The sequence below is a fragment of the Pseudomonas sp. AD21 genome (genome assembly GCF_002878485.1).
Taxonomy (GTDB): domain Bacteria; phylum Pseudomonadota; class Gammaproteobacteria; order Pseudomonadales; family Pseudomonadaceae; genus Aquipseudomonas.
Window position 1 is genome coordinate 1 of record NZ_NQYG01000023.1, and the last position, 22,210, is coordinate 22,210.

Here is a 22,210-nt window from a genome sequence, read left to right on the forward strand (position 1 = left end):
TTTTGCCTTTTGCCTTTTGCCTTTTGCCTTTTGCCTTTTGTCTTTTGCCTTTTGCCTTTTGCCTTTTGCCTTTGTGGGAGGGGGCTTGCTCCCGAATGCAGTGTGTCATTCAACATAAAAGTGTCTGATCCGACGCATTCGCGAGCAAGCCCGCTCCCACAGGGGTAATGTGCGCGAATCCTGAAAATTATATTGTCCTCATGACTGCCAAAACCTCCCCCGCCTACATCGGCCGTTTCGCCCCGACACCCAGTGGCCACCTGCACTTCGGCTCGCTGGTCGCCGCCCTCGCCTCTTACCTTGACGCGCGCTCAGCAGGTGGACGCTGGCTGGTGCGCATGGAAGACCTCGATCCACCCCGGGAAGAACCCGGCGCGCAGACGGCGATCCTCACGGCGCTGGAAAGCTACGGTTTCGAGTGGGACGGCGAGATGGTACGCCAGAGTGACCGACACGCCGCCTACGCCGAAGTCCTCAACAGCCTGTTCAACCATGGCCTGGCCTACGCCTGCACCTGTTCGCGCAAACACCTGGAGCCGTATCACGGCATTTATCCAGGACTGTGCCGCAATGCCGGACATGCGCAGCAAGACGCGGCGATCCGCCTGCGCGTGCCCGAGCTGGAATATCATTTCATCGACCGGGTGCAGGGCGAGTTTCGCCAGCATCTGGGGCGCGATGTCGGCGATTTCGTGATTCGCCGCCGCGATGGCCTGTACGCCTATCAACTGGCAGTGGTGCTGGATGACGCCTGGCAAGGCATCACCGACATCGTGCGCGGGGCCGATCTGCTCGACTCCACCCCGCGCCAGCTTTACCTGCAAGAATTACTGGGCTTTCGTCAGCCACGCTACCTGCACCTGCCATTGATCACGCAACCGGACGGCAACAAACTCGGCAAATCCTACCGTTCGCCGCCTCTGGAAGCCGATCAGGCCACCCCTTTGCTGCTGCGGGCCCTGCGCGCGCTGGGGCAAAACCCTGGCGCCGAGCTGGCACACGCCACCCCGCAGGAGCTGCTGAAATGGGGCGCAAGCCACTGGGACGCAGCCCGGATCCCGCGCACACTGACCCTGCCCGAAGCGCAACTGCAATGACGACACTTGCAGTGGCGCGCCCATCCGTTACCATCGCCGCACGTTTTCGGGCACGCGCATAAAAAAGAGAGGCCGGGATGTACATCTATCGCTTGGTCCTGCTTCTGGTCGTGGGAATCTATCTGTTTTCTCCAGCCATCATGGATTGGTGGATCGACGCCACGGGCGCCTGGTATCGGCCGTATCTGCTCTGGTTGATCCTGATTGTCGTGACCTTCATCCTGCAGAGCCAAAAAGATGCCGATGAGCTTTAGCCTGACCCAGATGATCCTGATCAGCGCCGCGTACCTGGCGGTGTTGTTCGGCGTTGCCTGGATCAGTGAACGGGGCATGATCCCGCGGGCGATCATTCGCCACCCGCTGACCTACACCCTCTCACTGGGGGTCTACGCCAGTGCCTGGGCGTTTTACGGCACGGTGGGCCTGGCCTATCAGTACGGCTACGGCTTTCTCTCCAGTTATCTCGGGGTCTCCGGCGCGTTTCTGCTGGCGCCGGTGCTGTTGTATCCGATCCTGAAAATCACCCGCACCTATCAACTGTCGTCGCTGGCAGATCTGTTCGCCTTCCGTTTCCGCAGCACCTGGGCCGGCGCACTGACCACGATCTTCATGCTGATCGGCGTACTGCCGCTGCTGGCGCTGCAGATTCAGGCGGTGGCCGATTCCATCGGCATTCTCACCGGTGAACCGATCCAGAGCCGCGTCGCCCTGGCGTTCTGTGCGCTGATCATTCTGTTCACGATTTTCTTCGGTTCCCGGCATATCGCCACCCGCGAGAAACACGAAGGGCTGGTGTTCGCGATTGCTTTCGAGTCGGTGATCAAATTGATCGCCCTCGGCGGCGTCGGCCTCTATGCACTGTATGGCGTGTTCGACGGTCCGCAACAGCTTGAGCTGTGGCTGCTGCAGAACCAGACCGCCCTCGCCGCCTTGCACACGCCGCTGCAGGAAGGGCCGTGGCGCACGCTGTTACTGGTGTTTTTTGCCTCGGCAATCGTGATGCCGCACATGTATCACATGACCTTCACCGAAAACCTCAATCCGCGCTCGCTGGTCAGCGCCAGTTGGGGCCTGCCGCTGTTCCTGCTGTTGATGAGCCTGGCGGTGCCGCTGATTCTCTGGGCCGGCCTGAAGCTCGGCGCCACCACCGACCCGGAATACTTCACCCTCGGCATCGGCATTGCCGCCAACAGCAAGCCGCTGGCATTGCTGGCATACGTCGGCGGGCTGTCGGCCGCCAGTGGCCTGATCATCGTCACCACCCTGGCGCTGTCGGGCATGGCGCTGAACCACCTGGTGCTGCCCCTGTACCAGCCACCGGCCGAAGGCAATATCTATCGCTGGCTGAAGTGGACCCGTCGGGCCTTGATCGTCGCGATCATCATGGCCGGCTTCGGCTTCTATCTGATGCTCGGCGCCGGACAGGACCTGGCCAACCTCGGCATCGTCGCGTTCGTCGCCACCCTGCAATTCCTGCCCGGCGTGCTCTCAGTGCTGTACTGGCCGACCGCTAACCGTCGCGGCTTTATCGCCGGTCTGCTGGCGGGGATTCTGGTGTGGGTGGTGACCATGCTGCTGCCGCTGGTCGGCAATCTGCAGGGTTTCTACATTCCCCTGCTGAACATGATTTATGTGCTGGACGACACCAGTTGGCACATGGCAGCCATTGCGTCGCTGGCGGCCAACGTCTTGATGTTCACCCTGATCTCGTTGTTCACCAACGCCAGCCCCGAAGAAGCCAGCGCCGCCGAAGCCTGCGCGGTGGATAACGTGCGTCGTCCGCAACGCCGCGAGCTGCACGCCGCCTCGCCCCAGGAGTTCGCCACGCAGCTGGCCAAACCCCTGGGCGCCAAGGCTGCACAGAAGGAAGTCGAGCAGGCCCTGCGCGATCTCTATCTGCCGTTCGACGAACGCCGCCCTTATGCCTTGCGCCGCCTGCGCGACCGCATCGAAGCCAACCTCTCCGGCCTGATGGGTCCGAGCGTGGCGCAGGACATGGTCGAAACCTTCCTGCCGTACAAGGCCGGCGGCGAAAACTACGTCACCGAAGACATCCACTTCATCGAAAGCCGCCTCGAGGACTATCACTCACGCCTCACCGGGTTGGCCGCCGAACTCGACGCCCTGCGCCGCTACCACCGCCAGACCTTGCAGGAGCTGCCGATGGGCGTCTGTTCGCTGGCCAAGGATCAAGAGATCCTGATGTGGAACAAGGCCATGGAAGAACTCACCGGGATCGCCGCACAGCGGGTGGTCGGTTCGCGCCTGAGCACCATCACCGATCCGTGGAAGCAATTGCTGCAAGGCTTCATCAACCTGCCCGACGAACACTTGCACAAACAGCACCTGGCCCTCGACGGCCAGACCCGCTGGCTGAACCTGCACAAAGCGGCGATCGACGAACCGTTGGCACCGGGCAACAGCGGCCTGGTGCTGCTGGTGGAAGATTTGACCGAAACCCAGATGCTCGAAGACAAGCTGGTGCACTCCGAGCGCCTGGCGAGCATTGGCCGACTGGCGGCGGGTGTAGCCCATGAAATCGGCAACCCGATCACCGGCATCGCCTGTCTGGCGCAGAACCTGCGCGAAGAGCGTGAAGAAGACGGCGAGCTGACAGAAATCAGCGGGCAGATTCTCGAACAGACCAAGCGCGTGTCACGCATCGTGCAGTCGTTGATGAGCTTCGCCCACGCGGGTAGCCACCAGCACAGCGACGAGCCGGTTTGCCTGGCCGAAGTCGCGCAGGACGCGATTGGCCTGCTGGCGCTGAACCGACGCAACTTCGAAGTGCAGTTCTATAACCTGTGCGATCCGGATCACTGGGTCGAAGGCGACCCGCAGCGGCTCGCCCAGGTGCTGATCAATCTGCTCTCCAACGCCCGTGACGCCTCGCCTGCGGGCAGTGCGGTGCGGGTCAAGAGTGAAGCCGGCGAACACACGGTCGATCTGATCGTGGAAGACGAAGGCAGTGGTATTCCGCAGAACATCATGGACCGATTGTTCGAACCTTTCTTCACCACCAAGGATCCTGGCGAAGGCACCGGTCTGGGCCTTGCACTGGTCTATTCCATCGTTGAAGAGCATTATGGACAAATCACCATCGACAGCCCGGCTGATGTACAAAGCCAGCGCGGCACCCGTATCCGGGTGACCTTACCGCGTCATGTCGAAGCGACGTCCGCTGTGAACTGAGACCGTCGAGAGTATCGAATCAATGCCGCACATTTTGATCGTCGAAGACGAAACCATTATCCGCTCCGCCTTGCGCCGCCTGCTGGAACGCAACCAGTACCAGGTCAGCGAAGCCGGTTCAGTGCAGGAAGCACAAGAACGCTTCAGTATTCCCACATTCGATCTGATCGTCAGCGACCTGCGCTTGCCTGGCGCCCCCGGTACCGAGCTGATCAAGCTTGGTCAGGGCAAGCCGGTGCTGATCATGACCAGCTATGCCAGCCTGCGCTCGGCAGTCGACTCGATGAAGATGGGCGCGGTGGACTACATCGCCAAGCCTTTCGATCACGATGAAATGCTCCAGGCCGTTGCGCGGATCCTGCGTGATCACCAGTCGGCGCCTGTCGCCGGCGAGGTGGTTGCCGGCAAAACGACCAACGGCAGCGGCAAAGCCGCCGTCGATAACAGCAACGGTGAGATCGGCATCATCGGTTCGTGCCCACCGATGCAGGACCTGTACGGCAAGATCCGCAAAGTTGCGCCGACTGATTCCAATGTCCTGATCCAGGGTGAATCCGGCACCGGTAAGGAGCTGGTCGCCCGCGCCCTGCACAACCTGTCCAAACGTGCCAAGGCACCGATGATTTCGGTGAACTGCGCAGCCATCCCGGAAAGTCTGATCGAGTCCGAACTGTTCGGTCACGAAAAAGGTGCCTTTACCGGCGCCAGCGCTGGCCGTGCCGGCCTGGTGGAAGCGGCGGACGGCGGCACGCTGTTCCTCGACGAGATCGGCGAACTGCCGCTGGAAGCCCAGGCGCGTCTGCTGCGAGTGTTGCAGGAAGGTGAGATTCGCCGCGTGGGTTCGGTGCAGTCGCAAAAGGTCGATGTGCGCTTGATCGCCGCAACCCACCGCGACCTCAAGAGCCTGGCCAAAATCGGCCAGTTCCGTGAAGACCTTTATTACCGTCTGCACGTGATCGCCCTGAAACTGCCGGCGTTGCGCGAGCGTGGCGCCGACGTCAACGAAATCGCCAATGCATTCCTCGCCCGTCAGAGTGCGCGCATCAATCGTACCGACCTGAAATTTGCCGCCGATGCCGAACAGGCCATTCGTCACTATTCCTGGCCGGGTAACGTGCGTGAGCTGGAAAACGCGGTCGAGCGCGCGGTGATCCTGAGTGAAAGTCCGGAAATCTCCGCCGACCTGCTGGGCATCGACATCGAGCTGAGCGACCTGGAAGACGACGAGTTCATCGGCTTGCCGGCGCAAACCGCAGGTAACACCAGCAACAGCAGCCATGAGCCGACCGAAGACCTGTCGCTGGAAGATTACTTCCAGCACTTCGTCCTCGAGCACCAGGATCACATGACCGAGACCGAACTGGCGCGCAAACTGGGCGTCAGCCGCAAGTGTCTGTGGGAACGCCGGCAGCGCCTGGGCATTCCACGGCGCAAGACCGGGGTCACCAGCGAGAGCTGAACGTTACCTGTCGAGTGTGCGGGTAACGCTTGAATAGGTGAAAAAACTGTTACCTCAGTCCTTTCACGTAACAGAAGCCGGGGTTATCGGTAACGAAACCCCGGCTTTTTTTCGCCCCAAGAAAACCGTTATATCGACCTAACCCCTTGTTTTATTGGGCCTCGCAAAAGTTGGCACGGCACCTGCTATATGTTTGGTACAAGAACAATAACAAGCAATGCACAAGACAATAAAAATAAGACGAATCGACTCACGCACAATAAAAACAAGACGGCGAGAGGCGCAGCTAACTGATTCTTTTGGAGAGGCGTTGTATTTGGGGCTAGCCCCACGACCAGGCCGAGAACAACAAAAACTGTCCTAAGACAGAGCCTGTACTGGTTGGATCGAAAGATCACTGCAATTCAGCGACCAAAGCAATCCGTTTGCTCTTGGCTCCCGATTGGGAGGGTCACGAAGGAAAAGCTTCGTGACGAGGGCACTCAACAAAAACAAAAAGCCCGAATCAATAATAAAAAGAGCACGCAACTACTTCTTGGGGAGCTTCGGCTCCCCTTGTAGTTTCTCCCGCCTGGCAAAATCCCCCTGTTTTCCCTTGCCCGCCCCTTGCAGCTTGCGGCTTACAGCTCAAATCTGCCGTGTCCTACACCATCCCCCGACTAAATGCTAGAATCTGCGCCCATCATGCGGTCATTCTTTGGTATGGCCGAACATTCCTTCAAACAGTGCATCCCATGCTGAAGAAGCTGTTCCAGTCATTCCGAACTCCCGTGCGTCGTACGCAACACATCCGTAGCACCCCTGAAGTGCTCAACAGCGGTCAACATTCGCTGCAGAAAACGCAATTCAGCCGCTACGCGGTCAATATTGTCGAACGCCTGCAAGGCGCCGGTTACCAGGCTTATCTGGTCGGCGGTTGCGTGCGTGACATGCTCCTGGGCATCACGCCCAAGGATTTCGACGTCGCCACCAGCGCCACTCCCGAGCAAGTCCGTGCCGAATTCCGCAATGCGCGGATCATCGGTCGTCGCTTCAAACTGGTGCATATCCATTTCGGTCGCGAAATCATCGAAGTCGCGACCTTCCGCGCCAATCACCCGCAAAACGAAGACGACGAAGACAGCAACCAGTCTTCGCGTAACGAGAGCGGGCGGATTCTGCGCGACAACGTCTATGGCACCCTGGAAGAAGACGCACAACGTCGCGACTTCACCATCAACGCCCTGTATTACGATCCGGTCAGCGAACGCATTCTCGATTATGCCAACGGCGTACACGACATCCGCAATCACCTGATCCGCCTGATCGGCGATCCGAAGCAGCGTTACCAGGAAGATCCGGTACGGATGCTACGGGCCGTGCGTTTCGCCGCCAAACTGAATTTCGGCATCGAGAAGCACACCGTGCAACCGATCCGCGAACTGGCGCCGATGCTGCGCGAGATCCCGTCGGCCCGTCTGTTCGAGGAAGTGCTCAAGCTGTTCCTCTCCGGCCACGGCGCAATCACCTTCGAGATGCTGGTCGATCTGCAATTGTTCGCCCCGCTGTTCCCGGCCAGTGCCGATGCGCTGGAACACAACCCGGAATACACCCACACGCTGATCAGCGAAGCGCTGACCAACACCGATCTGCGCATCAAACAGAACAAACCGGTGACCCCGGCGTTCCTGTTTGCCGCACTGCTGTGGCCTGCCCTGCCGGCCCGCGTGTTGCGTCTGCAGGAACGCGGCATGCCGCCGATTCCGGCGATGCAGGAAGGTGCGCACGAGCTGATCGCCGAACAGTGCCAGCGCATCGCCATTCCCAAACGCTTCACCATGCCGATCCGCGAGATCTGGGACATGCAGGAGCGCCTGCCACGCCGTAGCGGCAAACGCGCCGACCTGCTGCTGGACAACCCGCGTTTCCGCGCCGGTTACGACTTCCTGCTGTTACGCGAAAGCGCAGGTGAAGAAACAGATGGCCTCGGCGAATGGTGGACAGACTATCAGGACGCCAACGACAGCGAACGTCGCGACATGATCCGCGACCTCAGCGGCAAGGGCGATGACGCCAGCGGCGCGCCGCGCAAACGTCGCCGCAGCAGCGGCTCCAAGCGCAAACGCGCCGGGGCTCCGAGCGCATCGGGCGAATAAGGCATGGAACGCATCTATATCGGCCTGGGCAGCAACCTCGCTGACCCGGCCGAACAGTTGCGCAGCGCCGTCGAGGCGCTGGGGCAATTGCCGCAGACCACGCTGGTTGGCGTTTCGGCCTTCTACCAAAGCGATTCCCTGTTGCCGGGCCAGCCGCGTTACACCAACGCGGTGGCCGCGCTGGACAGCTCGCTCGCCCCGCTGGAATTGCTTGATGCGTTGCAAGCGATCGAGAATGATCAGGGCCGCGAACGCCTTGAGCGCTGGGGCCCGCGCACACTGGATCTGGATATTCTGCTGTTCGGTGATCGCTTGATCGACGAGCCACGCCTGAAAGTCCCCCATTACCAGATTCAGGAACGCGCGTTTGTGCTGTATCCGCTCGCCGAACTGGCCCCACAGGACCTGCGCCTGGCCGATGGCCGCAACCTCTCCGATCTGCTGACAGCCTGCCCGTTCGTCGGCCTGGAACGCCTCTCGACAGATTGATTGCAATCCCCCGTGGGAGCGAGCCTGCTCGCGAAGGCGGTGTGTCATTCAACACCATGTTGCCTGATCCGCCGCCTTCGCGAGCAGGCTCGCTCCCACATTGGTTTATTGCGCACGCTGGATTTTGTCGGACAAAAAACCCTCGAATCAGCCCCACCGCGCCGCTGAATCGCATCAGTAACGCCGGTAACACTCCCCTCGTAACAATGCGGTAACACATGCAATTGACTTCCTAGGTTCTCCTCACGACTATAGGCGTCCCGCTGCCGCCAACCCGGCACATACGGGCGCAATCCAGGCCTTATAAGCACGACAAAAGAGCGTGCGCCTGAGTAGATGAAGAATCACGCGCGTTACTCGCAGTAGTTTCCAGAGCGCCTGAACGAGGATTTTTTACATGCCAGCCATCACCCTGACCACGCTCCAGAGCCTCAAGCAGAAAGGTGAAAAGATCACCATGCTGACCTGCTATGACGCGACCTTCGCCCACGCCTGCAATGAGGCCGGTGTCGAAGTGCTGCTGGTGGGCGACTCCCTCGGCATGGTTCTGCAGGGTCACGACAGCACCCTGCCGGTCACCATCGCAGAAATGGCCTACCACACCGCCTGCGTCAAACGCGGCAACACCGATGCCCTGATCCTGGCCGACCTGCCATTCATGGCCAACGCTACTGTCGAACAAACCCTGACCAACAGCGCCATGCTGATGCAGGCCGGCGCGCACATGATCAAGGTCGAAGGTGCCCTGTGGCTGGCGGAGTCGATCCGCTTGCTGGCCGAACGCGGCGTACCGGTCTGCGCGCACATGGGCCTGACCCCGCAAGCGGTGAACATCCTCGGTGGCTATAAAGTGCAGGGCCGCAACGAAAACCAGGCGCGGCAGATGCGTGCCGACGCGATTTCGCTGGAGCAGGCTGGCGTGGCAATGCTGCTGCTCGAGTGCGTGCCGAGCGAACTCGCCGCCGAAATCAGCCAGGCCGTGAAGATTCCGGTGATCGGCATTGGTGCCGGTAGCGACACCGACGGCCAGGTTCTGGTGCTGCACGACATGCTCGGCCTGTCGATCACTGGCCGCGTGCCGAAATTCGTCAAGAACTTCATGCAAGGGCAGGACAGCATCCAGTCCGCACTGAAGGCTTACGTCAACGAAGTCAAAGGCGTCACTTTCCCTGGCATCGAACACGGATTCTCTGCATGAACACCGTAAAAACCGTACGCGAACTGCGCGCCGCCGTGGCTCGCGCCCGCAGTGAAGGCAAGCGCATCGGCTTCGTGCCGACCATGGGCAACCTGCACAGCGGGCACATTGCGCTGATCACCAAAGCCAGCCAGCGGGTGGATTTCGTGGTCGCGAGCATCTTTGTCAACCCGCTGCAGTTCGGCGCCGGCGAAGACCTCGACAAATACCCGCGCACCCTGGCGGCGGATCAGGAAAAGCTGCTGCAAGCCGGCTGCCATTTGCTGTTCGCTCCGACGGTCGAAGAGATGTACCCCGACGGCATGGCCGGGCAGACCCGGGTCAGCGTTCCGCAACTGTCTGAAGGCCTGTGTGGCGCCAGCCGTCCGGGGCACTTCGAAGGTGTGGCGACGGTGGTCAGCAAGCTGTTCAACATGGTCCAGCCGGACCTGGCGATCTTCGGCCAGAAGGACTTCCAGCAACTGGCGGTGATTCGTGCGCTGGTGCATGACTTGAACATGCCGATCCAGATCATCGGCGAGCCGACCGTACGCGCCGCCGACGGCCTGGCACTGTCGTCGCGCAACGGTTTCCTCAGCGAGCAACAACGTGCCGTGGCCCCGGAGGTCTATCGCACCCTGAGCGCGATTGCCGAGTCGATCAAGCAAGGTGAGCGCGACTTCCCGGCGCTGATCGCAACCCAGGCGCAACAGCTGGAAGCTGCCGGCTTGCGCCCGGATTATCTGGAAATCCGCCACGCCCTGACCCTGCGTCCGGCGACGGCTGAAGACCGCGATCTGGTGATTCTGGTGGCCGCGTTCCTCGGCACCACACGGTTGATCGACAACCTGCACCTGAATCTCGATACCCCGGCCTGAACAACACCGCAATACCCCTTGCAGGAGTGAGCCTGCTCGCGATGAGGCCCTGACATTCAGCATCATTGTTGAATGACAGTCCGCTATCGCGAGCAGGCTCACTCCTACAGTGTTTTTCAGCGTCCTGAAAATTGCATTTCAAGCCATATTGCCGCCCCAATAGCCTTCGGGCACACTGCCCGCCGTTCGATTCCAACCCGGGAAATCCCTCATGCACGCCATCATGCTCAAGGCCAAGCTGCACCGCGCCGAAGTCACCCATGCGGTACTCGATTACGAAGGTTCCTGCGCCATCGATGGCGAGTGGCTGGACCTGTCCGGCATCCGTGAGTACGAGCAGATCCAGATTTACAACGTCGATAACGGCGAGCGTTTCACCACTTACGCCATTCGTGGTGAAGAAGGTTCAAGGATGATTTCGGTCAACGGCGCAGCCGCGCACAAGGCCAAGGTCGGCGACCGGGTGATCATTTGCGCATACGCCCATTACAGCGAAGCGGAACTGCTGAATTTCAAGCCGCGCATGCTGTATATGGCTCCTGGCAATGAGCTGAGCCACACCAGCAACGCCATTCCGGTTCAGGTGGCCTGAGCCGCTTCGACACACCACTCCCCTTCCGTTGGTCGGCTTGTTCCCGGTATCGATGTTAAAAAAGTACAGGGAACAGGTCAGAAGAAGTCAAGACAGATCGCAGCGCGAGGTTTACTGTATTCGCCCTGCGTTGAAAAATCGTGTCGACGCATTTGACCCTCGCCCAAACATGGCGTATCGGTCTGTTCTGTGTTCAAAAGGCCGTTCAAGTAAAAAGGAAAACCGCAGCGATGGCGTACTACCGCACTCCTCACGACGTTACCGCTCTGCCTGCCTGGCAAGCGTTGAAAGATCACCGCCAAGCCATGCAGGATTTCAGCATGCGCGAAGCCTTCAACGCCGATCCGCAGCGCTTCAATCAGTTCACTCTCAGCAGCTGCGGACTGTTTCTCGATTATTCCAAGAACCTGATCAACGCCCAGACCCGCAATCTGCTGGTGGGCCTGGCCAATGAAGTCGATCTGAAAGGCGCGATCAAAGCGCTGTTCGACGGCGAGATCGTCAACGCCTCCGAAGGCCGCCCGGCACTGCACACCGCCCTGCGCCGCCCGGTGGGCGACAAACTGTCGGTCAACGGCGTCAACGTGATGCCGGAAGTGCACAAGGTGCTGAACCAGATCACTGATCTGGTCGGCCGCATCCACGATGGCCTGTGGCGTGGTTACACCGAGAAGCCGATCACCGACGTGGTGAACATCGGCATCGGTGGCTCGTTCCTCGGCCCGGAACTGGTGTCCGAAGCGCTACTGTCCTACGCGCAGAAAGGCGTGCGTTGCCATTACCTGGCGAACATCGACGGCAGTGAGTTCCATGAACTGACGCAGAAGTTGCGCGCCGAAACCACACTGTTCATCGTTTCGTCGAAGTCCTTCAACACCCTCGAAACCCTGAAGAACGCGCAGGCCGCACGCGCCTGGTACCTGGCGCAGGGTGGCTCGGAAGCCGAGCTGTATCGCCACTTCATCGCGGTATCGAGCAACAACGCTGCTGCAGTAGCGTTCGGTATCCGTGAAGAAAACATCTTCCCGATGTGGGACTGGGTCGGCGGCCGTTACTCGCTGTGGTCGGCCATCGGTTTGCCGATCGCCCTGGCCATCGGCATGTCCAACTTCAAGGAACTGTTGTCCGGTGCCTACACCATGGACCAGCATTTCCAGACCGCGCCGTTCGAACAGAACATGCCGGTGCTGCTGGCGCTGCTCGGTGTCTGGTACGGCAACTTCTGGGGCGCGCAAAGCCACGCGATCCTGCCGTACGACCACTACCTGCGCAACATCACCAAGCACTTGCAGCAATTGGATATGGAATCCAACGGCAAGAGCGTACGTCAGGACGGTACCTCGGTATCGACCGATACCGGCCCGGTGATCTGGGGCGGCGTCGGTTGCAATGGTCAGCACGCGTATCACCAACTGCTGCACCAAGGCACCCAACTGATCCCTGCCGACTTCATCGTGCCGATCGTCAGCTTCAACCCGGTCTCCGACCACCATCAGTGGCTGTACGCCAACTGCCTGTCGCAGAGCCAGGCACTGATGCTCGGCAAGACCCTGCCGGAAGCCGAGCAGGAGCTGCGCGACAAAGGCATGAGCGAAGAGCAGGTGCACAAACTCGCACCGCACAAGGTGATTCCGGGCAACCGTCCGAGCAACACCATTGTCGTCGAGCGCATCAGCCCGCGTCGTCTCGGTGCGCTGGTCGCGATGTATGAGCACAAAGTGTTCGTGCAGAGCGTGGTCTGGGGCATCAATGCCTTCGACCAGTGGGGCGTGGAACTGGGCAAGGAACTGGGCAAAGGCGTTTACAACCGTCTGGTCGGCAGCGATGAAACCACCGCTGACGATGCCTCCACCCAGGGCCTGATCAACTACTTCCGCGGTCGTCACCGCGGTTGATTTGATGGCTCGGCCCACAGGCTTTGGATCAATCCAAATCCTGTGGGCGATGAAAATCCCTTGTAGGAGTGAGCCTGCTCGCGATCGCGCTGTGTCATTTAGCCTTGAGTTGAATGACACATCGCTATCGCGAGCAGGCTCACTCCTACAGTTGTTTGTGCACACCTGAAACCAGACTTGAACCTGTAGACCGCTCGGCGCATCTTTATCCTTGTCGCACCACAAGAATAAGGAACCGTCATGTTCGATATCAGCACGTTCCCCAAAGCCGATGCCGTCCGCCGGGCTGCGCAGTTGAGTCAGGACGATTACAAACGTCTGTACCGCGAATCCATTGAACACCCCAGCGCCTTCTGGGCCGAACAGGCCACACGCTTCCTCGAATGGAGCACACCGTGGCAGACCGTCCAGCGCTACGACCTGAAAACCGGTGAAGCCTCCTGGTTTGCCGGCGCGCAACTCAACGTCAGCTACAACTGCATCGACCTCCACCTGGCGCAGCGCGGCGAGCAGACGGCCATTCTCTGGGAAGGCGACGACCCGGCCGAATCGGCGCAGATCACCTACAAAAAACTTCATCACCATGTCTGCCGCCTGGCCAACGTGCTGAAAAGCCGTGGCGTGAAGAAAGGCGACCGGGTATGCATCTACATGCCGATGATCCCCGAGGCCGCCTACGCCATGCTCGCCTGTTCGCGGATCGGCGCAATCCATTCGGTGGTGTTCGGCGGCTTCTCCCCGGACTCATTGCGCGACCGCGTTCTCGACGCCGATTGCCGCACGGTGATCACCGCCGATGAGGGCGTGCGCGGCGGCAAGTTCGTGCCGCTCAAGCAGAACGTCGACAAGGCCCTGCAAAGCTGCCCGGACGTCAGCACGGTGGTGGTGGTCGAGCGCACGCAAGGCCAGGTCGAATGGGTTGAGGGTCGCGACCTCTGGTATCACCAGGCGGTGCGCGATGTCAGCGATGACTGCCCGCCGGAACCGATGGACGCCGAAGATCCACTGTTCATCCTCTACACCTCCGGCAGCACCGGCAAACCCAAAGGCGTGTTGCACACCACCGGCGGCTACCTGCTGCAAGCGGCGATGACCTTCAAATACGTGCTCGACTACCGCGATGGCGAAGTGTTCTGGTGCACCGCTGACGTCGGCTGGGTCACGGGGCACAGCTACATTGTCTATGGCCCGCTGGCCAATGGTGCGACCACCCTGATCTTCGAAGGTGTGCCGAGCTACCCGAGCACTTCGCGCTTCTGGCAGGTGATCGACAAACACCACGTCAACATTTTCTACACCGCGCCGACCGCTCTGCGCGCCTTGATGCGCGAAGGTGCCGGGCCATTGCAGGAAACCTCGCGGCAAAGCCTCAGACTGCTCGGCAGTGTCGGTGAGCCAATCAACCCGGAAGCGTGGGAATGGTACTTCAACGTGGTCGGCGAACAACGCTGCCCGATTGTCGATACCTGGTGGCAGACCGAAACCGGCGGCATCATGCTCAGCCCGCTGGTCAGCGCGCAACGGATCAAACCTGGCTGCGCCACGCAGCCGATGTTCGGCGTGCAACCGGTGCTGCTCGACGAGCACGGCAAGGAAATCAAAGGCGCCGGCAGCGGCGTGCTGGCGATCAAATCCAGCTGGCCGGCACAGATCCGCAGCGTTTACGGCGACCCGCAGCGCATGGTCGATACCTACTTCAAACCCTACCCCGGTTACTACTTCACCGGCGACGGCGCGCGGCGCGATGAGGACGGCGATTACTGGATCACCGGGCGCATCGACGACGTGATCAACGTCTCCGGCCACCGCATCGGCACCGCTGAAGTGGAAAGCGCGCTGGTGCTGCACGACAGCATTGCCGAGGCCGCCGTGGTCGGTTATCCGCACGATGTCAAAGGCCAGGGCATCTATGCCTTCGTCACGCCGATGAACGGCGCCGAGCCAAGTGATGAGCTGAAGAAAGAACTGCTGGCCCACGTCAGCAAGGAAATCGGCAGCTTCGCCAAGCCGGACCTGATCCAGTGGGCGCCGGCCTTGCCGAAAACCCGTTCAGGCAAGATCATGCGGCGTATTCTGCGCAAGATCGCCTGCAACGAACTCGACAGCCTCGGCGACACCTCGACCCTGGCCGACCCGAGCGTGGTGCAGGGCTTGATCGACAAGCGCCTCAACCAGTAACGTCCGTAGCGCGGTCAACCGGCCGCGCCCGTCCACCCGCAATGAGTTGTCATGGAATTCATCCGCAGCCGTATCGAAAACCAACTCATGAGCCTGACCGGTCTGTCCCTCGGTCAGCTTGACCTGGAAAACCCCAAGGGCGATCCGGGCCTGTTCGGCCCCGACTCGATCAGTTGGCAAGTGCATGGCGATTTCAGCAGCATGCTGATCGGCGGCATCAGCGCTTTGCTGCTGCAAGCCCTGCATCCGCTGGCGCTGGCCGGCGTCTGGGACCATTCGAATTTTCGCCAGGACATGCTCGGACGCTTGCGCCGCACCAGTCAGTTTGTATCCGGCACCACCTTCGGTTCGCGCCGCGACGCCGAATGGCTGATCGAGAAAGTGCGCACCATTCACCTGCAAGTGGTCGGTACCGCAGCGGATGGCCGACCCTATGCGGCCAGCGATCCGGACCTGCTGACCTGGGTGCATGTGGCAGAAGTCAGCAACTTCCTCGCCGCGCATTTGCGTTATCGTAATCCGCGGCTGTCGCTGGCAGATCAGGATCGTTACTACGCGGAGATCGCCGTGGTGGCTGAGCGACTGGGTGCGCGGGACGTACCGAAATCACGGCAAGCGGTGGCCGATTATCTGCAACGCATGCGCCCGCAATTGTTGTGCGATGAACGCAGCCGCGAAGTCCTGCGCCTGCTGCTCGACGCGCCGGCGCCGAGTGTTCTGGCGCGGCCGTTTGGCGATCTGATGATGAAAGCCGGCATCGACCTGCTGCCGGACTGGGCCAGCGATATGTTCGATGTCCGCCAGAGTTCGCTGCAGCGCCAGTTGATCCGCGCCAGCGTCAAGCGCAGTGCGCCGATGCTGCGCTGGGCGATGCGCAATGGCTCGGTGCAGCGAGCGAAACGGCGGATGGGTTTGCTGAGCTGAAAGCTTCGTTGGGCGCCTTCGCGAGCAGGCTCGCTCCCACACAGGATCTATGCTGTAAATCAAATCTCCTGTGGGAGCGAGTCTGCTCGCGAAGGCAGCACCTCGGTTACCCGCCAAGCTGCTAAACTCCCGCGCCCCAATTCTCACCAGCAAGGCGCCCGCATGTCTTCCTTGAATCAGGCGCTGCGCGCCGCCCTCGATCAACGCCAGGACCTGCTCGCTGCACTGCACAGCCAGGGCACCGATTGCTATCGGCTGTTCCATGGCAGCCAGGAAGGCGCCGGCGGCCTGACCATCGATCGCTACGGTCCGCAATTGCTGGTACAGAGCTTTCACCAGACGCTGGAGCGTGACGATCTGCTGCAACTGCACGCCATGGTCAATCAAACGCTGGGCCTGGAAACCTTGCTGGTCTACAACGACCGCTCTCGCGGCAACTCGCGGATCGATCGCGAAGACAGCGTCTACAAAGCTGACGCCGCCGCACTGGCCGATCTGATCGGCCACGAATGGGGCCTGAACTACCGCGTACGTGGTCGCCATGCAGGGCAGGATCCGCTGCTGTTCCTCGACCTGCGCAACACCCGTGGCTGGGTCAAGGATCACGCCAAGGGCAAAAGCGTGCTCAACCTCTTTGCCTACACCTGCGGCGTTGGCCTGAGTGCCGCTGCCGGTGGCGCGCGTGAGGTGTGCAATCTGGACTTCGCCGAAGGCAACCTGGCGGTCGGCCGCGAAAACGGCCTGCTCAACCCGCAACTGCCCGAGATGCAATTCATCCAGTCCGATTATTTCCCGGCGATCCGCCAACTCGCCGGCCTGCCCATCAGCCAGCGACGCGGGCAGAAACTGCCGAGCTATCAGCGCCTCGAACAACGCCAGTACGATCTGGTGCTGCTCGACCCGCCAGCCTGGGCCAAGAGTGCATTCGGCACTGTCGACCTGCTGCGTGACTATCAGAGCCTGCTCAAGCCGGCCCTGCTGACCACCGCTGACAATGGCGTGCTGATCTGCTGCAACAACCTGGCGAAAGTCAGCATGGATGACTGGCGCGAACAGGTACTGCGTTGCGCCGAGAAGGCCGGGCGTCCAGTACGCGAATGGAGCGTGATGACCCCGGGCGCCGACTTCCCGTCAATGGATCAACAGCCACCGCTGAAAACCCTGATCCTGCAGCTGTAACCCTCCTCTGCGGCTGACAACTGTCCAATGTGGGAGCGGGCTTGCTCGCGAATGCGGTGCATCAGTTAACAAAGAGGTTGACTGACAAACCGCATTCGCGAGCAAGCCCGCTCCCACAGGGTTTGCGATCCTACAGAACAATCTGAACAATCCTGCACCCTGCGAGTTACTTCGGAACCAGAATCGCGTGCCATACTCCAAGGCACTCCGATTCAGACAGATGAAGCCGCACATGACCAAAGGATTGATTCGCGCGATTGGCGCCTTGTTGACCGCTCTGGCCCTTTACAGCCTGCTGGGGTTTCTGATTTTGCCGGGCATCGCCCTGCGCATTGCCAACCAGCAGTTGGCCAATTACGCCACGGTGCCTGCGCATATCCAGCGCATCGAACTCAATCCATTCAGCCTTGAAGTCACCCTGTGGGGGCTGGTCATTGGCGAGCCGGGCAAAGAGCAGGTCGGTTTCGAACGGCTGTACGCCAACCTGCAACTCGACAGCCTGTGGACCAAAGCGCTGCACCTGGCCGATATCGAGCTGGACAAGCCGAAGACTGAAATCCTCTTCGCCAAGGACGGCCAGCTCAATCTGCTGGGCCTGTTCAAACTCCCCGCCAGCGAGCCGACCCCGGCCGACCCGAATGCCAAGCCGTTCCCGCTGCGCATCGACCGCATCCAGCTGGCCGGTGGCAATGTGCATTTCGAAGCCGCCCGGCCGGGGGAGCCGATCGAGTTCCTCTACGACAAACTCGACTTCGAACTGAAAAACCTCAGTACCCTGCCCGAAGACAATGCCGACATGACACTGGTGGCGATCGGCCCGGCCGGTGGGCAGATCGACTGGAAGGGCAACTTCAGCCTGATCCCGTTCACCTCCGAAGGCACGCTGAAAATCACCGATGGCAAGATGAAAGCCTTCTGGCCCTACGTGCGCGACGCGGTGCCACTGGTCCTCGAAGACGGTGTGATCAACCTCAGCACCGAATACAAACTCAATCTGTCGAAAGAAACCGAACTGCTGCTGAACAACATCGCGGTGAGCATTGCGCCGTTCGCAATCAAGGCACCGGACGGGCGCCCACTGGCAAAACTTGAACGCCTGGACGTCAGCGAGACTTCACTGGACCTGGCCAAACAGCAAGTGGTGGTCGGCAAGATCCGCAGCAACAAACTGGAAACCTGGGCCGCGCTCGAAGCCGACGGCCAACTGGACTGGCAAAAACTGTTCGCCAGCCAGCCGTCCAAGCCCGCCGCGAAGGCTGCAGCGGAACCTGCCAATACCCCGGCCGCCGCCGACTCGCCGAAAGCACCGCCGGCGCCGAGCAAGCCATGGCAAGTGCTGCTCAAGGACGTGCAGTTGCGCAACTACACGGTGCATCTGGCCGACCGTTCGGCAAAACCGGCGGTGGCACTGGATGTCACGCCGCTGAACATTGATCTGCAGGATTTCGACAGCCTCAACGGTTCGCCCTTCAAGGTCAGACTCGACACCGGCCTGGGCAAACAAGGCAAGGTCAGCGCCGACGGCGTGGTCAACCTCGCCCCGGTCACCGCCCAGCTCAACGTGAAAACCCAGGACATCGACCTGCGGGTCGCGCAATCCTACATCAGCCCGTTCATTCGCCTGGAACTGCGCAGCGGCATGCTCGGCAGTGACTTGAAGGTCAACCTCAAGAGCACCGAACCACTGGCGCTCAACGTGACCGGGCGGGCGCAGATCGATCAACTGCACACCCTTGACACCCTGAAGACCCGCGACTTCCTCAAGTGGCAGCAAGTGGTGGTCGAAGGCATCAACTATCAACACGGTGACAGCCTGTCGATCGACAAGGTCAACCTGTTCCAGCCGTACGCGCGGTTCATGATCAACGATGACCGCACCACCAACATCGACGATCTGCTGATCCCGCAGCCCGCCGACAGCGGTGCGAAAACCGCCGCGGCGAAACCGGCCAGCAAAGACAAGCCGCTGGGCATTCACATCGGCGCGATTGCGATCAACGACGGCTCGGCCAACTTCGCCGACTTCAGCCTGACCCCGAACTTCGCCACCGCGATTCAACAGCTCAACGGCCAGATCGGCACCATCGACAGCCGTCAGGCGAAACCGGCCAGCGTCGACATCAAGGGCAAGGTCGACCGCTATGCGCCAGTGACCATCAAAGGCGCGGTCAACCCGTTCGATCCGATGGCCAGCCTCGACATCGCCACCAGCTTCAAACGGGTCGAGTTGACCACCCTGACGCCATACTCCGGCAAGTTCGCCGGTTACCGCATCCGCAAAGGCCGGCTCAACCTCGACCTGCATTACCTGATCACCAAGGGTCAGTTGAAGGCCGAAAACAAAGTGGTGGTCGAGCAGTTGCAACTCGGCGAGAAAGTCGACAGCCCGGACGCCGTGAGCCTGCCGCTGAAACTGGCGATCGCCCTGCTCAAGGACGTCGACGGCAAGATTTCCATCGAACTGCCGGTCACCGGCGACCTGAACAACCCGCAGTTCAGCGTGATGCCGATTGTCTGGCAGACCCTGCGCAACCTGATCGTCAAAGCCGCGGCGGCGCCGTTCAAGATGATTGGCGGACTGATCAGTGGCGGCGGTTCAGAAGACCTCGGTACCGTGTCCTTTGCAGCGGGTTCCAGCGACCTGAGCAAGGACGCCGAGTCGGCCCTCGACAAACTGTCCCAAGCCCTGAAGGAACGTCCGGCCCTGCGTCTGGAAATCGAAGGCACTGCCGCGCAAAGCAGCGACGGTCCGTTGATTGCCGAACAGCGTCTGGAGCGCGAATACCAGTACAACTACTACAAGATGCTCCAGCGCCGTGGCGACAAAGTGCCGGCTCAGGCGTCCCTGCTGCAAGTGCCGGAGAACGAGAAGGGCCCGCTGCTCGAAGGCATCTACCGCACCCGTCTCAAAACCCAGCCACCGGCTGAATGGAAGGACCTGGGCAAGGAAGAACGCACGGCAAAAATGCGTGACGGCGTCATCAAGTTCTGGAGTTCCAGCGATGTATTACTGCGTCAACTGGGTCAGGAACGCGCCAGCAGCATCAAGGACTATCTGGTCGACAAGGGCCAACTGGCCGATGATCGGGTGTACTTCATCGACGCCAATCTTGGCGAGGCCGAAAGCGATGGCCGGGTCGTGACGCAGATGCACCTGGACGCCGAGTAATGAACCACAAGTGGCTGGTTGCGATGACGCTGATGCTCGCCGCCAGCCCTGCCCTGGCCTCCGATACGCTGCGCTGTGGCAGCCAATTGGTCAGTCTCGGCGACCGCGCCAGCGAAGTGCTGCAAAAGTGTGGAGAGCCGGTCAGCCGCGACGTCCTCGGCTACAAGCGCAGCGCCAACCGCCGCGAAGAGTTTCAGGTCGAGGAATGGACCTACGGCCCGAGCAACGGCATGTACCAGTACCTGCGCTTCGAAGGCAATCGCCTGCGGCAGATCAACAGCAAACGCGGTAACTGAACCACATCGACCCCCTTGTAGGAGTGAGCCTGCTCGCGATAGCGTTGGGTCAGTCGACACATTAATCGACTGATACACCGCTATCGCGAGCAGGCTCACTCCTACAGTTGTTTTGGGCTTTCCCGCAGAAATAGAACAGGCCCCGACACAAGTGCCAGGGCCCGTAATGGTCACATCCGTGTGACCGTTCGCATGAACTCTAAAGTTGCGGCAGACGTATTGCCCGGCCCGTCTGTCGCGCCTTCTCCCGGTCCAGGCGAGAAGTCATGCCTTACTCGGCTTTCAGGCCGTCAGCGGAGACCGCTTTGACGCCTTTGATTTTCTTGGTAATCGCTACCGCGGTGGCTTTCTGAGATTCAGTGACAGCAACAGTCGACGACAGGGAAACGACGCCTTTGTTGGTTTCTACTTTGATGTCGGTGCCTGGAATGCCTTTTTCGGTGACCAGATCGCTTTTGACTTTGGTGGTGATCCAGGTATCGGAAGTAGCTTCTTTAGCCTTGGTCATTTCACCGGAAGCCAGAGTCATTGGAGCCTGGGTAGCTTGGGTGGATTGGGCGAATGCACCGGAAGCCATGGTCAGGGTCAGCGCGGTAGCAGCAGCGGCAGTGATAGCGAACTTCTTCATACGAGTAACTCCTGTTTTTCTGGAAAGTCTGCTGGTTGTCTTGTCAGCAGGGTTACTGGAGATATTGCGAAGGCTGTGCCAACTTCTCGAAAGACAACAAATCGTTATAAATCAACAATTTATAAATTCAGCAAATTTCCGAAATCATGCAATTTGCATGACAAGTGCATTATCGACATGCAAGTTGCGGCTTTTCGGAAAGTTCCTAACCCGCTGAAATTCCTGAAGCTTTTTTTGAAGGCCGAAAACAAAAACGCCCCGCATGGCGGGGCATCTCAGGACGCTGACTCAATCAGGCACCGGTGCCTGCGCAACCCTTAGGCGCGTAGTCCGGGTTGACGGTCGACGCACAGCTCCAGACGCCGGAGGTGTTGCCGGTTGCAGCACCGGTACGGGTCAACGTAATGGTTTTACCGAGCACCGGACCTGGAGCATTCACCAGTGTGCAGGTGATAGTGCCGGCACCGGTCGAGGCGGTTCCCGACGCCGCCAGCGTGCAGTTGGAGGTGGTCGCTGTAGCGCTACCGGCCACCAGTAACAGCGTTGGATCAGTGCCTTGATTGATGGTGTCCTCGAACGGCACCTTCAGTGCACTGATCTCCGCCAGACCCGCAGTCACTTTCGAACGTGCCTGGTATTTGGAGTATTGCGGCAAGGCGATAGTCGCCAGAATGCCAATGATCGCCACCACGATCAGCAGCTCGATCAGAGTAAAGCCCTGTTGTTGTTTCATAGATACGCTCCATGCATGAGTCGGAATCTCATGATCTGAGATGGGCTCAGCATAGCCCATGCCAACCGCTCGCTCGCCCGAATACTCGGCATGCCCACGATGCGAAGGCCTTTCCTACAACCGACAACCGCACTATCTGACACTTTTTGTCACCTGTGCCCGACGTGTGTGGCGCTGTCACTTGACTAG

17 protein-coding genes are annotated in these 22,210 nt (G+C 60.3%); 15 read left to right on the plus strand and 2 right to left on the minus strand.

Annotated features, from left to right (window positions below; translation table 11 throughout):
- Positions 1 to 200 precede the first annotated feature (200 nt).
- The 15 genes from gluQRS to PseAD21_RS15620 all read left to right on the plus strand — a co-directional run bounded on the left by gluQRS (position 201) and on the right by PseAD21_RS15620 (position 20,660).
- Positions 201 to 1,097, plus strand: coding sequence for a tRNA glutamyl-Q(34) synthetase GluQRS (gene gluQRS, locus PseAD21_RS15535; protein WP_102356447.1), 897 nt, complete (start codon positions 201 to 203; stop codon positions 1,095 to 1,097).
- Between the two features lie 77 nt (positions 1,098 to 1,174).
- Positions 1,175 to 1,351 carry a hypothetical protein gene (locus PseAD21_RS15540; RefSeq protein WP_003176118.1) on the plus strand — a complete coding sequence of 59 codons (177 nt, stop codon included), beginning with the start codon at positions 1,175 to 1,177 and terminating at the stop codon, positions 1,349 to 1,351.
- A complete protein-coding gene (locus PseAD21_RS15545; protein WP_178082132.1) occupies positions 1,335 to 4,289 on the plus strand; it encodes a sensor histidine kinase in 2,955 nt (984 codons plus the stop codon). Before PseAD21_RS15540 ends, PseAD21_RS15545 begins: the two co-directional genes overlap by 17 nt.
- A 22-nt stretch (positions 4,290 to 4,311) precedes the next feature.
- Positions 4,312 to 5,748, plus strand: a complete 1,437-nt coding sequence (locus PseAD21_RS15550) for a sigma-54 dependent transcriptional regulator (RefSeq protein ID WP_102356449.1) — start codon at positions 4,312 to 4,314, stop codon at positions 5,746 to 5,748.
- Positions 5,749 to 6,482: 734 nt separating this feature from the next.
- Positions 6,483 to 7,883, plus strand: a complete 1,401-nt coding sequence (locus tag PseAD21_RS15560) for a polynucleotide adenylyltransferase PcnB (RefSeq protein ID WP_102356451.1) — start codon at positions 6,483 to 6,485, stop codon at positions 7,881 to 7,883.
- 3 nt (positions 7,884 to 7,886) lie between these two features.
- Positions 7,887 to 8,372, plus strand: coding sequence for a 2-amino-4-hydroxy-6-hydroxymethyldihydropteridine diphosphokinase (folK, locus tag PseAD21_RS15565; protein ID WP_102356452.1), 486 nt, complete (start codon positions 7,887 to 7,889; stop codon positions 8,370 to 8,372).
- A gap of 397 nt (positions 8,373 to 8,769) precedes the next feature.
- Entirely contained in the window at positions 8,770 to 9,570 is an 801-nt protein-coding gene (gene panB, locus PseAD21_RS15575) for a 3-methyl-2-oxobutanoate hydroxymethyltransferase (protein ID WP_102356454.1), read from the plus strand.
- Positions 9,567 to 10,427, plus strand: a complete 861-nt coding sequence (gene panC, locus PseAD21_RS15580) for a pantoate--beta-alanine ligase (RefSeq protein WP_102356455.1) — start codon at positions 9,567 to 9,569, stop codon at positions 10,425 to 10,427. The genes panB and panC overlap by 4 nt, the downstream gene beginning before the upstream one ends.
- A gap of 211 nt (positions 10,428 to 10,638) precedes the next feature.
- Positions 10,639 to 11,019 carry an aspartate 1-decarboxylase gene (gene panD, locus PseAD21_RS15585; RefSeq protein WP_003228271.1) on the plus strand — a complete coding sequence of 127 codons (381 nt, stop codon included), beginning with the start codon at positions 10,639 to 10,641 and terminating at the stop codon, positions 11,017 to 11,019.
- A 230-nt stretch (positions 11,020 to 11,249) separates the two neighbouring features.
- Positions 11,250 to 12,914 (plus strand): glucose-6-phosphate isomerase, encoded by a 1,665-nt coding sequence (gene pgi, locus PseAD21_RS15590; RefSeq protein ID WP_102356456.1) that lies wholly within the window; start codon positions 11,250 to 11,252, stop codon positions 12,912 to 12,914.
- A 240-nt stretch (positions 12,915 to 13,154) separates the two neighbouring features.
- Positions 13,155 to 15,092: an acetate--CoA ligase gene (acs, locus tag PseAD21_RS15595; protein ID WP_102356457.1), complete on the plus strand. Its 1,938-nt coding sequence runs from the start codon at positions 13,155 to 13,157 to the stop codon at positions 15,090 to 15,092.
- Positions 15,093 to 15,143: 51 nt separating this feature from the next.
- Positions 15,144 to 16,016, plus strand: coding sequence for an oxygenase MpaB family protein (locus tag PseAD21_RS15600; RefSeq protein ID WP_102356458.1), 873 nt, complete (start codon positions 15,144 to 15,146; stop codon positions 16,014 to 16,016).
- Positions 16,017 to 16,178: 162 nt separating this feature from the next.
- A complete protein-coding gene (locus tag PseAD21_RS15605; protein WP_102356459.1) occupies positions 16,179 to 17,195 on the plus strand; it encodes a class I SAM-dependent rRNA methyltransferase in 1,017 nt (338 codons plus the stop codon).
- 220 nt (positions 17,196 to 17,415) lie between these two features.
- Complete coding sequence (locus tag PseAD21_RS15615) at positions 17,416 to 20,364, plus strand: DUF748 domain-containing protein (RefSeq protein ID WP_102356461.1); 2,949 nt, start codon at positions 17,416 to 17,418, stop codon at positions 20,362 to 20,364.
- Complete coding sequence (locus tag PseAD21_RS15620; RefSeq protein WP_102356462.1) at positions 20,364 to 20,660, plus strand: DUF2845 domain-containing protein; 297 nt, start codon at positions 20,364 to 20,366, stop codon at positions 20,658 to 20,660. Before PseAD21_RS15615 ends, PseAD21_RS15620 begins: the two co-directional genes overlap by 1 nt.
- A gap of 271 nt (positions 20,661 to 20,931) precedes the next feature.
- Here the strand turns inward: PseAD21_RS15620 and PseAD21_RS15630 are convergent, their stop codons facing one another.
- On the minus strand, positions 20,932 to 21,288 hold the full coding sequence (locus tag PseAD21_RS15630) for a BON domain-containing protein (protein ID WP_102356463.1): 357 nt from the start codon (positions 21,286 to 21,288) through the stop codon (positions 20,932 to 20,934).
- Between the two features lie 292 nt (positions 21,289 to 21,580).
- Positions 21,581 to 22,021: a pilin gene (locus PseAD21_RS15635; protein WP_102356464.1), complete on the minus strand. Its 441-nt coding sequence runs from the start codon at positions 22,019 to 22,021 to the stop codon at positions 21,581 to 21,583.
- Positions 22,022 to 22,210 lie beyond the last annotated feature (189 nt).